Origin of the sequence: Bacillus sp. FSL H8-0545, assembly GCF_038006105.1 — a bacterium.
GTDB lineage: Bacteria > Bacillota > Bacilli > Bacillales > Bacillaceae_G > Bacillus_A > Bacillus_A cereus_U.
Genome location: NZ_JBBOUO010000001.1, coordinates 1946267 through 1960766 on the forward strand (window position 1 = coordinate 1946267; position 14500 = coordinate 1960766).

Below are 14500 nucleotides of genomic sequence, written 5' to 3' on the forward strand. Positions count from 1 at the left end.
GCTAAGTGCTATTAGTGAAAAGCTAATAGAATTAGGGTGGTAACGCGGGTAAACCCGTCCCTACTTCATAGGGACGGGTTTTTTGTGTGCTTTTTAAAAAATTCAAAGGAGTGATTGTACATGAAAAAAGTAGATGTCAAAGAGTCAGCTGTAGGGAGAGAAACACGTATTCGTAAGCAGTGGAACGAACAAAGTATTTTCGAGCAATCAATTCAGAATCGAGAAGGCGCACAATCTTTTGTGTTTTATGAAGGGCCACCAACTGCGAACGGATTACCACACGTCGGCCATGCACTTGGACGGGCGATTAAAGATTTAGTAGCGAGATATAAAACGATGGCTGGATATAAAGTTTTAAGAAAAGCCGGATGGGATACACATGGATTACCTGTAGAATTAGGCGTTGAAAAACAACTTGGTATTTCAGGTAAACATGAAATCGAAGAGTACGGCATTGAACCATTTATTCAAAAGTGTAAAGAAAGTGTATTCACATATGAGAAGCAGTGGCGTGAATTTACGGAGAGTATTGGATATTGGGTAGATATGGATGATCCGTACGTTACTTTAGAGAATCCATATATCGAAAGTGTATGGAATATTTTAGGGACGATTCATGAAAAAGGTTTGTTATATAAAGGGCATAGAGTTTCACCGTATTGTCCAAGCTGTCAAACATCTCTTAGTTCACATGAAGTTGCACAAGGATATAAAACAGTGAAAGATTTAAGCGCGACAGTTAAGTTTAAAGTGAAAGATAGTGAAAATGAATATTTCCTTGGATGGACGACAACACCGTGGACACTCCCAGCGAATGTTGCACTTGCCGTACATCCGAATATGGAATACGTTAAAGTGAAACAAGAAGGGTATGTGTACATTGTTGCGAAAGAACGTGTACAAGAAGTACTAAAAGAAAACTATGAAGTACTATCTGTTCATAAAGGTGAAGAATTATTAAATACATCGTACACAGCACCGTTTCCGATGAAGGAAGTTACAAATGGATACCGTGTTATTGCGGCAGATTTTGTTACTGCGGATAGTGGTACAGGACTCGTTCATATCGCTCCAGCATATGGGGAGGACGATTATAAAGTCGTTCAAAGTGAAGGGTTATCGTTCTTACATGTTGTAGATGAAAAAGGTGAGTATACAGAAGCGGTACCATTTCTTGAAGGTAAGTTTGTAAAAGAATGTGACGTTGATATCGTTCGTTATTTAGCGAAGGAAGGTTTACTATATCATAAAGAAAAATATGAGCATAGCTATCCACATTGTTGGCGCTGTGATTCACCATTACTTTATTATGCAGGAGAAAGTTGGTTAATCCGAACAACTGAGATTAAAGAAACATTTTTACAAAATAATGATACTGTCACGTGGTATCCAGATCATATGAAACATGGACGCTTTGGTAAGTTTTTAGAAAATATGGTGGACTGGAATATTAGCCGAAATAGATATTGGGGAACACCGTTAAACGTATGGGAATGTGAAAGCTGTGATCATCAATTCGCACCAAAAAGTATTGCTGAATTAAGAAAGCATAGTACAAAAGAAACGCCTGAAGATTTAGAATTGCATAAGCCATATGTAGATGAAGTACAAGTGTGCTGTGAAAAATGCGGAAGTACAATGCATCGTACACCAGAAGTAATTGATGTTTGGTTTGATAGTGGTTCCATGCCTTTTGCGCAATATCATTACCCGTTTGAAAATAAAGAGTTATTTGAAGAACAGTTTCCAGCAGATGTAATTGCGGAGGGAATTGATCAAACACGCGGCTGGTTTTATAGTTTATTAGCGGTATCGGCACTATATACAGGGAAAGTACCATATAAACGAGTATTATCACTTGGGCATGTTCTAGATGAAGAAGGACAGAAAATGTCTAAAAGTAAAGGTAACGCACTAGATCCTGTTGATTTAGTAGAGAAGTTTGGTGCCGACGCTCTAAGGTGGGCTCTACTCGTGGACAGTGCTCCGTGGAATGCGAAACGTTTTTCTGAAAGAACAGTACTGGAAGCAAAATCGAAATTTGTAGATACATTAGTCAATGTGTATAGTTTCTACGTTTTATATGCAAATTTAGATGAGTATAATCCGAAAGAAACGTATGATGTAAAGCGGACGAAATTAGATGAATGGGTATTATCAAGATTGCATAGCACAACGAAAAAGGTAAGAACGGCACTTGATGATTATCAATTCACAAATGCAGCTCGTGAAATTGCTGCTCTTGTAGATGAAGTGAGTAACTGGTATGTAAGACGTTCACGCAATCGTTTTTGGGAATCTGGTATGAATCCTGAAAAAGCAGCTGCGTATGAAACACTTCATGAAGTGCTTGTAACAATTAGTAAATTAATCGCACCATTTACACCGTTTGTAGCTGAGGATATTCATCTGAATTTAGAAGGAAGCAGCGTTCATTTAGCAGATTATCCGGTTGTAAACGAATCACTTATCCAGCCTGAGTTAGAAGCGGAAATGGATGCTGTTTTACAAGTTGTTGAACTTGGAAGAAGTAATCGTAATCAACATTCATTAAAAGTAAAACAGCCGTTAGCAGAGCTTGTATTACTTGAGCATAACGAAAGTGATATGGATTGGGAATCTTATCGTGATATCGTAATGGATGAGCTAAATGTGAAAGCATTCCATGTTGAACTCGATGAATCGAAATACACATCATATCAATTAAAGCTGAATTTTAAAACAGCGGGACCGAAGTTTGGTAAAAATGTGAATGCAGTAAACGGGTGGTTAAAACAATTATCACAAGAAGAAGTACAAAATTTTGTATCAACAGAAAAAGCAGTATATGAGGCAACAGCAGGGGAAGAAGTAATTGTCACGGCTGAAGATGTATTAGTAGAGAAAGTTGCGAAATCAGGATTCTCAAATACGACTAACGGACAATATACGGTCATGTTAGATACGAATGTAACTGAGGAATTGTTACAAGAAGGAGTAGCACGTGAATTTATTCGTGCAGTTCAAGAATATCGTAAGCAGTTGAATTTACCGGTTAATTTACGAGTGGATGTAATTCTTGATACAGAAGAAGAACTACAGCAAACGTTAACGAATCATAAAGATCTATTGGAAGAAAACTTACTCGTCAAGCAATTTACATTTGGTCACTTAACGAATGAAGACGACGAACTTTCTTTAGGGGAGACAAAACTCCGAATTAAATTAAACGCGGCTAATTAAAGAAAAAAGGAAGTTGGAATGATTCCAACTTCCTTTTTTCATGCTAGAAAATTATCCCGCTATTTGTGGGAGTCGGACTGCTCGTAAAAGCCCGATTGGTGAGGGCTAATAATCAGTGGGGATGGACAAAACCCCCACTGATTAAAGTTTCACTTTATCCGGCCAATTTCCTCATAATCCATTCGATAGGGCCTCTAGAAAATTTCTTTCTCCATAAAACGCTAAATAATACACTGAAAATGAAAAATCCAGTAGCAAATAGTAAAACGAATAATAGTGTTTGATGTTCGATCCTATTTAATAGAATCAATAGCCCAATACCGATAAATACATGACTTACATAATGAGTTAATGTTAATTGACCGGTTTGTACAATGGATGTAATAAACCAATTCTTTTCATATTTTTCAGTAAGATGGAGGCAGATTATTAATATAGCAATAGCAGATCCTGTAGCGGATGCGACGTATAATATATTTGGTAAAATCGGTCCTGTATTAAATAAAAATGTAGATGCTTCCTCACCAATGTATGGGATGAAAAGGTGAGTTAACGCTTTGGATAATAGCTCTATAATTAACGTTACTGTTAAACCGAGCAAGAGCAATCTATGCCTAATTTGTCTATTATGAAGATCTAACCTGCCAATTATCATACCGATTAAGAAGAAAGAAAACCACGGAAAAATAGGGTGATAGCCATTAAAAAGTAAGTTGCGAAGAAATCCTTTTAAGGTCCAAAAGTCTATATAGTTTATAAATGGGATTGTGCCTCCCCATCCTTCGAAGGCGTTGAAAGTAAGTTGGAGATATTGTGCAGCAAGTAAAATAATGATAGAAAGCCATATTAGTATAGTTCTTCGTACAGTAATTAGTAATGCAGCGATGAAAAGGTAAACGCCGTAGTAGTGTAAAATATCACCCGTCCATTCCATTACATACAATAATAATCCTAAAATAAATAAGAATAGTGATCGTTTCCAAATCAATATTCGGCTGGTATTGATTTTTATTTTCTCTTGGCTAGCAACAGATGATTTAGTCATTAAAGTTATGCCAATCCCAGCAAGTATAACAAACAAGGCAGAAGCTCTACCTTCAAAAAGTGACATAAAGGTTTTTAACAGAGGAGGCCCATTTCCTTCCGCCCCTGTTATCACCATGAAATTAACTAGTAACATTCCAAACATCGCCCACGCTCTAGCAAAATCTAAGCCGATAATTCGTTTTTTAGTTTTCATATGAATCACTTCTTTCGAATATGCTGTGGACAGCTTCAATCCATATTTGTTTATAATTCATATTTACATCAAACATCATGAAGTTTCCGATATTATCAAGTACTAATGCTAACATATGAGCTTTTGAAACTAGATTTTTATTTTGAATGAGTTGAAGTTCATTTGCTTTTGTGAGCAGTGATTCAAATCCGTTTAAATATTCTGTTTGTACAGTTAGTAATCGATCTTTGTACATATCGTTTCTTGAAGATAGTAATACATATTCTTGTAATACACGATTAAAATAAGGATCTTTCTGTTGTTCGTCTATCATTTTAAATCCAATTTCAATACATTTCTCAATGAAATTCTCTTTCGTAAACTCTTCTGTATGGAAGAATGAGGAGAACTGCATCGCTTCGCATAATTCATTAAAAATACTTTCGATTAATGCATCTTTAGATTTAAAGTAATAATAAATAGATGGCTTGGCGATACCAACTTCCTCAGCAATCATTGAATAGGTCGTTTTGGCAATGCCGTGTCTGGCAAATAGTCGATAACTTGCTCCAACTATGGAAGAGAGTGTTTCTTCACTTTTGCTCATGATAAGTCCTCCTAATAAAATAGGTTACATATAGTGTAGCATTCATCAGTAACTTTTTCAACCTACCGTTAGGTAAAAAATATCCTATTTTTCAATACATTATTTAAAATAATATAAGGTGAAGGAAATTGGTAAAAGAAATATATTTCTAAAGTATTTTTCTCATTTTATACATAAATATTGAGAAAATTTCACTCACCCTAAATGGAAAGGTAATAGAATTGCTCGTATAGAAATACTCGTAGATTCACTTTATTTCGTTACTTGTGGACAGTAATAGCCTTATAGGAATGGGGTAAAGGTTTCAATTTATTAGGGGGAGTGGTTCTATGTTAAACAAAAAAATGGTGGCAATGGCAATGACTGTGCCATTAGTAATGGGGACAATTTCTACTGTTTCGGCACTGGAAAAACAACAGCAAGTAAAGTTAGAAGCTTATTCACCACAGAAAAAAGCAATTGAATATTTAAAGGGACATGCTACGGAATATGGATTGAAGGCGGACCTTTCAGACTTACAATATATTTCTACAACAGAAACATCAGTAGCTTCATATGTTAGGTTCCAACAAGTAGTTAATGGTGCTCCTGTATTTTCAAAACAAATTACAGTTACTCTTAACGGTGAGGGAAAAGGATTACTTGCAGTTTCTGATTATCAGCCTGTTACAGGTGTGAAGGAAGTTACGAAAAAAATTAGTGAAAAAGATGCAGAACAAAAATCGATGGCGTATGTTGGAGGAGAAAGTGAGCAAAATCTATGGGCTCCTACAGAAAAAGAATTCGGATATATTGTTGAAGAAGGTGTCGCTCTTCCAGTATATAAAGTGGTAGTCCATTCTAATAATCCATTCGGTGCATGGGAAACATTCATTGATGCAGAAAATGGAAAGTTAATTAAAAAGGTTGATATAAACCGAAAAGCAGAAGGAACAGGAAAAGTATTTTTACCTAATCCTGTCGTATCTAGTGGTAGTAAAACAGGATTAAAAGATAGTAATGATGCAGATTCAACAGCACTAACGAATCAACTGAAAACTGTTACGTTAAAAGGTTTAGATGGTACAGGATTTTTAATTGGTGAGTATGTTACAATTTCTTCAAAAGCGAAGACGAAATCTACAAACTTACAATTTAACTATACACGTGCAAATGATAGCTTTGAAGATGTTATGTCGTATTATCATATCGATACATTGCAGCGTTACATTCAAGGATTGGGCATTAACAATATTAATAATCGTTCTATTAAAGTGAATGTAAATGGTACAACTGATGATAACTCATTTTATTCACCATCAACGAAAGCCTTAACTTTCGGTACTGGCGGAGTAGATGATGCAGAAGATGCGGGCATTATCGCGCATGAATATGGACATTCTATTCAAGATAATCAAGTACCAGGCTTCGGAAGTTCACCAGAAGGTGGAGCGATGGGAGAAGGGTTTGGAGACTTCTTAGGTGCTACTTATGAAGATGCAGTATCGACAACAGGTTACGGTAAAGCATGTATTGGAGAATGGGATGCGACCGCTTATTCTAGTTCAGATCCGACGTGCTTACGCCGATTAGATACGAATAAAGTATACCCGAAAGATATAACGAATGAAGTGCATAATGATGGAGAAATTTGGGCTCAAGGTCAATACGAAATGGCACAGGCCTTTGGCCGTGATGTAGCAACAAAAATTATTTTACAATCACATTGGTCATTAACGCCAAATGCTAAATTCCGTGATGGAGCGAAGGCGATTAAACAAGCAGATGCTCTTTTATACGGCGGACAACACGCGGCTGAAATTGATCGCATTTGGGCAGCGAGAGGGATTAGTACGAATTAATTAAAAACGTCGTGGCATTTATAAGCCACGACGTTTTTAATTTGCTTAAGAACTGGTACTGGAAAATTTATTGGTATCGGTAATAATGTACATATACCGATAAATTTACTTTACTGCTTCTTTAAAAACAAAATGCTCTTTAAATTTTCTAGATTCAAATTTTTGACCGTTTCTCATGGAGAGGAAAGGATGTTCTTGCCACGTAATGATCACGTCAATCTTATCCGCTTTTGTAGAAACTGGAAAATTAGCGTGTTCAAATCCAGTTTTTCCGCCCGATAGGCGACTTTCTTTTAGGGAAAAGAGTTCATATTTTGTTTTCGTATGTGGTTCATTCCGAAAAACTTCAACTTGTACATTATACACTTCACTTTTTCCAAGATTTTTTACAGAGAAATGATATGTTTGAAATACACCTTTTTTTGGTTGTAACAATTTTTCACTCGTTTTTTTCACTTCATCAATATTTACTTGCCATTGATCAGAGTTTTGAGAGATTGGTAAAGACTTTGGTGAATAGGCATATGTTTCATTTACAACAATAAGGCAAAACAAAAGGAGAAAGAAACTAATTGCTTTTTTCATATGTACACCTCCGATAAAACTTTAATAATAATATGCGTGGGAAACGTGTAATTTATGTAATAAAATGGAAAAACGAGTGCGATTGAAAGAATTTGAGAAGGATAAAATATTTCTAAGCTGTCAAATGATAATTGTATAGAGTTCAATGTTCATATTACATACCTTTAGAAGGGGTCTGTTTAGTGAGAAATCGCAATATTTTCCTAAAAAGGCTTGCGTTTTATAAAACAAAGAGATAGAATACTCTGTAAATATAAAAAGTGATGATTAGGAAAAGTACATGATGCAAGGGTCTACAGAGAGCAATCGGTTGCTGGAAAGATTGCGATACCGCATGATGGAAAGACACCTGTGAGTGTTGCTTTGAACGTGATAATTAGTAAAAGCAAACGGTACCTACCGTTATCAGGGCTAAGATGGTCATTATGACAATTTGGGTGGTACCGCGGAAAAATCCGTCCCTATTTATAGGGGCGGATTTTTGTATTCTTTGAAAGGAGGTGAGTGACCGTGGATGATGACGACGACAACAATAACAATAACGTAAATAAAAATAAAATTAATGGAGGGAAATATAATGGATCAAATAATGAAGCGTTCACTCACACGAGAATGTACGGAGCATAGCGGAAAGGTTGTATTACTACAAGGGTGGGTAAAAAAGATTCGTCATCTAGGGAATGTTAGTTTTTTATTATTAAGGGACCGAACGGGAGTTATTCAATGTGTATTAGAAAACGAGTTAGCTGGGTATAAAGTTGATGTTGAAAGTGTCGTCCAAGTAATTGGTGAAATAGTAACGACAACGAAAACAGAATTAGGGGTTGAAGTACTTGCTCATGAAGTGAAAGTATTAAATGGTGCAGAACAACTTCCATTTGAAATAAATAAAAAGAAGTTACAGGTTGGCTTAGATCAACTGTTGAATGAGCGGGTATTATCATTAAGACATGAGCGAATCGCTGCGATTTTTAAAGTGAAATCTACACTCGTTCAAAGCTTTAGTGAATTTCTAATAGAGAACGATTTCACACGTGTATTTACTCCGAAAATTGTCTCGCAAGGGGCAGAAGGAGGAGCAAATGTTTTTAAGATTCCATATTTCCAAAAAGAAGCGTATTTAGCTCAATCACCACAATTTTATAAACAAATGATGGTAGCAGGAGGGCTCGAGCGTGTTTTTGAAATTGCACCTGTATACAGAGCGGAACATCACAACTCCTCCCGTCATTTGAATGAATATATATCGTTAGACGTAGAACTTGGATTTATTCATGATTTTCATGAAGTGATGCAATTAGAAACAGATGTTTTACGATATATGTTTCAACAAGTAGGAGAAAAATGTGAAAGAGAACTACAACTATTACAAGTAACAGTACCTGTTATTGCGGAAATTCCTAAAATCACATTATCAGAAGCACAAGAAGTTTTGAAAAGTAAGTATCGAAAAGAATCTCCCATAGGGGATTTAGATACAGAAGGTGAAAAATTACTAGGGAAATATGTGAAAGAAACGTATAATAGTGAATTTGTATTCATTACACATTATCCGAAAGAAGCGCGACCGATGTATACGATACCGAATAAAGAAAATCCAACTATTACTGATTCATTCGATTTATTATATAAAGGGTTAGAAATTACATCAGGTGCACAGCGAATTCATAACTATGACATGTTACTTGCTTCTTTTAAAGAAAAAGGATTACATCCAGAGAAATTTCAATCTTATTTAGATACATTCCGATACGGTTGTCCACCACATGGCGGATTTGGGATAGGATTAGAAAGGGTTGTGTATCGACTTTTAGAATTATCCAACGTGAGGGAAGCGAGTGCTTTTCCGAGAGATTGTACTCGTCTTATACCGTAAAAAAGAATCTTCGCGATTATCGCGAAGATTCTTTTTTAATGTTCTTTATATTTCATTTGTAAATATTTTCTATATAAGTCTATAAAAATCCTTTTCGACAAAATAATTAATATATACCTTGACAGTTATAAATATAACCGATATACTTCATATTAATTTCAAAAGAAAATATATTCTAAATATTAAAATGTGTTGAATAGGAGTAGTAAGGTCATGTATTTGTACAGAGAGCTATGGGTTGGTGTGACATAGTCAAATGACATCCTGAACTCGCCTAGGAGCAGTAAGGTGGAACGGAATCACATTCTTAGTAAATCTTAACGGTTAACCTTCGATATTAGGTTTGTAATCAAACGATTACTACTAAGGTGGATTCATAATGGAATCAATAAGGGTGGTACCGCGTTAAGTAAATGGCTTAGCGTCTCTTTATATAAAGAGATGCTAGGCCATTTTTTATTTTATAGAAAAAGAAATGGAGGGTTTATTCGGATAGGTATATAAAATTTATTTATTTATATAAAAAGATTTAAATAGGAGGAAAATAAGATGAAACAGACGGAGCAATGGACTTCGAAATTAGGTTTTATAATGGCAGCAGCAGGATCAGCAATTGGACTTGGCGCAATATGGAAGTTTCCTTATATCGCTGGAAAGAGCGGGGGAGGAGCATTCTTTTTAATCTTTATATTATTTACTGTATTAATTGGACTACCACTACTTATTGCTGAATTTATGATTGGACGCAGTACACAGAAACAAGCAGTTGGAGCATTTAAAAGTATCGCACCAAATACAGGATGGCACTGGATTGGCCGTCTTGGCGTTGGAACTTGTTTTATATTACTATCATTTTATAGTGTTGTAGGTGGATGGGTATTAATTTATTTATTCAGAGGAGTGACAGGACAGCTTATTACTCCAGGACAAAATTATAGTGCATTATTCACAGAGACAATTGGAAATCCGACTTGGGCCATTATCGGTCATTTTGCATTTATGTTCATTACGATATGGGTTGTATCAAAAGGTGTACAAAATGGGATTGAAAAAGCAAGTAAATATATGTTACCAGCGTTGTTCGTATTATTTGTCGCTCTTATTATTCGTTCATTAACACTTGATGATGCGATGCAAGGTGTGAAGTTTTTCTTACAGCCGGATTTCTCAAAAATTACTTCAGAAAGTATTTTGTTCGCAATGGGGCAATCATTCTTTGCGATTAGTATAGGAATTTCGATTATGGTTACGTATAGCTCGTATTTAAATAAAAAAGAAAGTTTACCAAAATCAGCAGTTACGATTGTTGGATTGAATTTATTCGTTTCTTTATTTGCGGGACTTGCTATATTTCCAGCAGTATTTTCATTAGGAATGGAGCCAACAGAAGGACCTGGATTACTATTTATCGTATTGCCATCTGTATTTAGTCAAATTCCATTCGGTGGACTATTCTTAACAGTATTTCTTGCGTTATTTACATTTGCGACATTAACATCGGCATTTTCACTACTAGAGACGGTCGTTTCAGCATTAGCAAATGGCGAGCAAGAAAGAAGAAATAAACTATCATGGATCATCGGTTTCTGCATTTTCCTAGTAGGTATACCATCTGCGTTATCATTTGGAGTATGGAGTGATATTACGATTTTTGGGAAGAATATTTTTGATGCGATAGACTTCTTATCTAGTAATATATTAATGCCACTCGGAGCATTATTTATTAGTATTTTCGTATCATTCAAAATGGAAAAGAAAGTGTTAGAAGCTGAATTTTTTATAGGTGGAAATTACGGAAAGAAAGTATTTACTACCTGGGTATTTTTACTTCGATTTATAGCTCCACTTGCAATAATTATCGTCTTTTTAAATGTAATAGGGATTATTTAAGGTAAAATGTTATAATATTCAGTAAAAAAAGAAGGTGATGATAATAAAAACGAATTTGATTGAAGTTGGGAAATACATAAACATTAGAGGGAAAAAGCTATATGTTGAAACACATGGAAGTCCTAAGAATAAACCAGTATTATATTTGCACGGTGGACCAGGAGAGAGCTGTTATGATTTTTCATTTCATCAAGCGGAACGATTAAAAGAATCATTGTATGTAATTATGTTAGACCAACGAGGAGTTTGTCGTTCGGAAGTAATTACTGAGGAAGAACCTTTTGGACTAGGTGATTTAATTCAAGATTGTGAAGAACTAAGAAAAGTATTACAAATTGATAAATGGTCTGTAATAGGACATTCTTTCGGTGGGTATTTAGCATTGTTATATGTAGCGATGTATCCAAATTCAATAGAGAAAATAATATTTGAAGGTCCGACTTTCGATTTTGCATTAACAAGTAGAGCTTTGTTACAAAAGACAGGAGATTTATTAATAAAGTATGGAAAAGAAGAAGCAGCAGAAGAGTGCCTAGCTTATTCATCTAGTAATGCTAGTTCAGAAAAATTGCTAGAAGCTTATATAAGATTAAGCTCTGAATTAGAAGAGAAGAGAATGGAGATTTACAATTATAAGGAAGATGAGACAGACGATAGTTTATATAGTGACGAAGAGTGGGAACAATTTTCCAATCGTTCAAAAACCCATTTTGATAGATTAAAATCAGAGGGATTATGTCATACGTCATTATTATCAAAAATAAAAGATGTACAGAACCCAATGTTATTAATTGTAGGAAAACATGATGTAGTAACGTGTGAAAAGCAAATTGAAATATTCAATCGAGATTCTCTAAATGGAAAGTATATCATATTTGAAGAAAGTGGTCATACACCACATTATGAAGAAGCAGATCGATTTGCTGAAACAGTCATTCATTTTTTGAAATAAAAAAAGAAAGGGTGCTTCTAATAATGAGAAGCACCTTTTTTAAATTTCTGGATAAGTGATTGTAATGTTAGGCCATTTGCTTTGCCAATTCTTTTGATTAACCCTATTTTTGTACATATGTATTCCTTCTTTCGTTTCACGAAAATGGGCTGTAGGCTGCACTTGTAATGAAAGTACATCTTCAATTCCGCACGGGGATGTTAATATGACATTATTCTTCTCGTCTAATGTAACACCAAGTGCGGTTGCTGTTTCAGGAAATTTAGAAATAGCATCAACAGCAGAAGAATATGGTGGCATGTTATTCACCACATGCATACGAGCTTGATTCTTTACTGACCAAGGGATAGTAGTATCCATATTCATTAGTTTCGTTTCTAACGATTGTTCGTATGTCTCATCTTTATGTAATTGATCAAAATAGATGACATCAACATCTGGTGTAGCTGTCCGTACTTCGTAGTTATGTAAAGTATCCCAAATTTTAGAACGAACAAACCCAGCGCAAATCCACCAATCAGGTAGCTCTAGTGATCTTGCAATTTGTAATACATTCATCATCCACGGATCATTTTGTATCAAGTGGATAATATCTTGTTCGGTTTTAATAGTCATTTGATAGTACACCTACTTTTTTAGAGAGTGAATTAATGCATAAGCTCAATAATCCATAAAATCCAGTAAGCACCTGGTACAAATAAAAGTTGTGCTAATAAGGTGCCGAGAAGTCTAGAAATCATTAGCCAGCCATACATTTTACTCATTGCTTCAGCACCCTTTTCTGATTGTAAAGCTCGTTCTGTTAAAAGAGCAATGCGTGGATCGAGTAGCACTGTTAATAAAATGGTAGCAAAACCATTAACAAGGCCAGAAGCTGTACTTGCATTTGTTGCGTAATCTGGGTTTAAAAAGGAAGCGTAAAGGGCTGAAAGGACACCCGCTGTATAAATTGCAGTAGCAAACATGTTGATAAGCATAATACGCTTTGGGATACCACCGATCCTCATTCGATGAATCATTTCGAATTTTGGGAAGCGTACATATTTTTTTGTGTACTTTAATTTTTGAATGTTATTCGTCTTCATCATTCGAATGAATGAACCATCTGTTTCAAAGTTTTGAATTACGTATCCAAATAGCTTTGTCAAAGTTGGATAGAGTATAATCGCGAGCAATGTACCGACAGAAGCAGATAATAGAACGAGCCGTATAATATGCTCTAAATCAATAGAAGAATCTAGCTTTGCTTCATCGACAATACCACCAATTAAAAAAGCTTGTAGTAAGTTAGATGTTCTTGAAATAAGTAGTACCATTCCTACGATGGATAAGGCAACGACAATCTTTTTTAAACGTACACCAGCTAATCGAATACTATAAGAGCTAGTTTCAACTGCGTGGATAACAATTGTGAAAGCCATTATAAAAATTAACGTAATTGACATGTGTTTCACCAGTTTCTATTAAATTAATTATAACTTTTTCACTTTATCATATCTTTTGTGATTTTGTAACTGAAAGTATAAGGGGTAGAAAAAGTAATTTTCTGAAAAGTTGAATGGTGATAGTATAGTAAAGGTGTAAGTAGGAGAATGGCCTTAATGGGGTACATATAAAATCAGTGGGGGAATGAAATATGTATACAACATTTCTATTTGATTTAGATGGAACATTAACTGATCCGAAAGAAGGGATTATAAATTCTGTTCTATACGCGTTAGAAAAAATCGGGATCGAAGAAGTAAATATAAGTGAATTAGATTCATTTATCGGCCCACCAATACAACAATCTTTTGTAGATAGATATAATATGAATGAAATAGAAGTAGAACGAGCAGTGTTTTATTTTCGGGAATATTTAAAGCAAAGTGGTTTATTAGAGAATAAAGTATACGATGGAATTCCAACCCTATTGCAAGAATTAAAGGATGCTGGCAATCGTTTGTTTGTAGCAACTTCAAAGCCTACTGTATTTGCGAGACAAGTAATAGAGCACTTTCAGTTAACATCTTTTTTTGAAGAGATTGTTGGGAGTAATTTAGATGGGACAAGAATAAAAAAGGAAGAAATAATTGCTCATATTTTACAAACAAATGAAGAACTTCAAAAAGAAGAAATTGTGATGATTGGTGATAGAAAGCATGATGTAATCGGTGCGAACAGTAACGGAATTGCTTCAATAGGTGTATTGTATGGATATGGTAATGAGAATGAATTGAGTGATGCTGGGGCGAGTCATATAGTGAAAGATGTCGAAGAGTTACAAAGCTTTTGTATAGAGAATAGTACGATAAAACTATAGAAATAG

The 14500-nt window shown here is 35.0% G+C and carries 11 protein-coding genes and 3 other annotated features (1 of these 14 only partly in view); of the genes, 6 read left to right on the top strand and 5 right to left on the bottom strand.

Annotation, left to right across the window (positions count from 1 at the left end):
- Positions 1 to 65, top strand: a binding site (T-box leader); it begins 174 nt to the left of the window's first position.
- Between the two features lie 55 nt (positions 66 to 120).
- Positions 121 to 3222 (top strand): isoleucine--tRNA ligase, encoded by a 3102-nt coding sequence (ileS, locus tag MHI07_RS10295; RefSeq protein ID WP_340823513.1) that lies wholly within the window; start codon positions 121 to 123, stop codon positions 3220 to 3222.
- A gap of 154 nt (positions 3223 to 3376) precedes the next feature.
- On the opposite strand, the gene MHI07_RS10300 is transcribed toward ileS, so the two are convergent.
- Complete coding sequence (locus tag MHI07_RS10300) at positions 3377 to 4462, bottom strand: DUF418 domain-containing protein (RefSeq protein ID WP_340823515.1); 1086 nt, start codon at positions 4460 to 4462, stop codon at positions 3377 to 3379.
- A complete protein-coding gene (locus tag MHI07_RS10305) occupies positions 4452 to 5048 on the bottom strand; it encodes a TetR/AcrR family transcriptional regulator (protein WP_340823517.1) in 597 nt (198 codons plus the stop codon). The genes MHI07_RS10300 and MHI07_RS10305 overlap by 11 nt, the downstream gene beginning before the upstream one ends.
- Before the next feature lie 329 nt (positions 5049 to 5377).
- Here MHI07_RS10305 and MHI07_RS10310 point away from each other — a divergent pair, with 329 nt between their 5' ends.
- The gene (locus MHI07_RS10310) at positions 5378 to 6889 is read left to right on the top strand and encodes a M36 family metallopeptidase (protein WP_002200669.1); all 1512 of its coding nucleotides are present in this window, start codon (positions 5378 to 5380) and stop codon (positions 6887 to 6889) included.
- A 105-nt stretch (positions 6890 to 6994) separates the two neighbouring features.
- Here MHI07_RS10310 and MHI07_RS10315 read toward each other — a convergent pair whose 3' ends face one another.
- Positions 6995 to 7474 carry a hypothetical protein gene (locus MHI07_RS10315; RefSeq protein ID WP_340823521.1) on the bottom strand — a complete coding sequence of 160 codons (480 nt, stop codon included), beginning with the start codon at positions 7472 to 7474 and terminating at the stop codon, positions 6995 to 6997.
- Between the two features lie 254 nt (positions 7475 to 7728).
- Positions 7729 to 7940 (top strand) — a binding site (T-box leader).
- Between the two features lie 111 nt (positions 7941 to 8051).
- Between MHI07_RS10315 and aspS the strand changes: the two genes are divergently transcribed.
- The 3 genes from aspS to MHI07_RS10330 all read left to right on the top strand — a co-directional run bounded on the left by aspS (position 8052) and on the right by MHI07_RS10330 (position 12192).
- Positions 8052 to 9350 (top strand): aspartate--tRNA(Asn) ligase, encoded by a 1299-nt coding sequence (gene aspS / locus MHI07_RS10320; protein WP_340823523.1) that lies wholly within the window; start codon positions 8052 to 8054, stop codon positions 9348 to 9350.
- A 183-nt stretch (positions 9351 to 9533) separates the two neighbouring features.
- Positions 9534 to 9782 (top strand) — a binding site (T-box leader).
- A gap of 117 nt (positions 9783 to 9899) precedes the next feature.
- On the top strand, positions 9900 to 11240 hold the full coding sequence (locus MHI07_RS10325; protein WP_016104721.1) for a sodium-dependent transporter: 1341 nt from the start codon (positions 9900 to 9902) through the stop codon (positions 11238 to 11240).
- 37 nt (positions 11241 to 11277) lie between these two features.
- Complete coding sequence (locus tag MHI07_RS10330) at positions 11278 to 12192, top strand: alpha/beta fold hydrolase (protein WP_340823527.1); 915 nt, start codon at positions 11278 to 11280, stop codon at positions 12190 to 12192.
- Positions 12193 to 12231: 39 nt separating this feature from the next.
- Here MHI07_RS10330 and MHI07_RS10335 read toward each other — a convergent pair whose 3' ends face one another.
- Positions 12232 to 12807: a nucleotidyltransferase family protein gene (locus MHI07_RS10335; RefSeq protein ID WP_340823530.1), complete on the bottom strand. Its 576-nt coding sequence runs from the start codon at positions 12805 to 12807 to the stop codon at positions 12232 to 12234.
- A 32-nt stretch (positions 12808 to 12839) separates the two neighbouring features.
- A complete protein-coding gene (locus MHI07_RS10340) occupies positions 12840 to 13637 on the bottom strand; it encodes a lipid II flippase family protein (protein WP_078173709.1) in 798 nt (265 codons plus the stop codon).
- Between the two features lie 191 nt (positions 13638 to 13828).
- Between MHI07_RS10340 and MHI07_RS10345 the strand changes: the two genes are divergently transcribed.
- Positions 13829 to 14494 (top strand): HAD family hydrolase, encoded by a 666-nt coding sequence (locus MHI07_RS10345; protein WP_340823533.1) that lies wholly within the window; start codon positions 13829 to 13831, stop codon positions 14492 to 14494.
- The last annotated feature ends 6 nt before the right edge of the window (positions 14495 to 14500 follow it).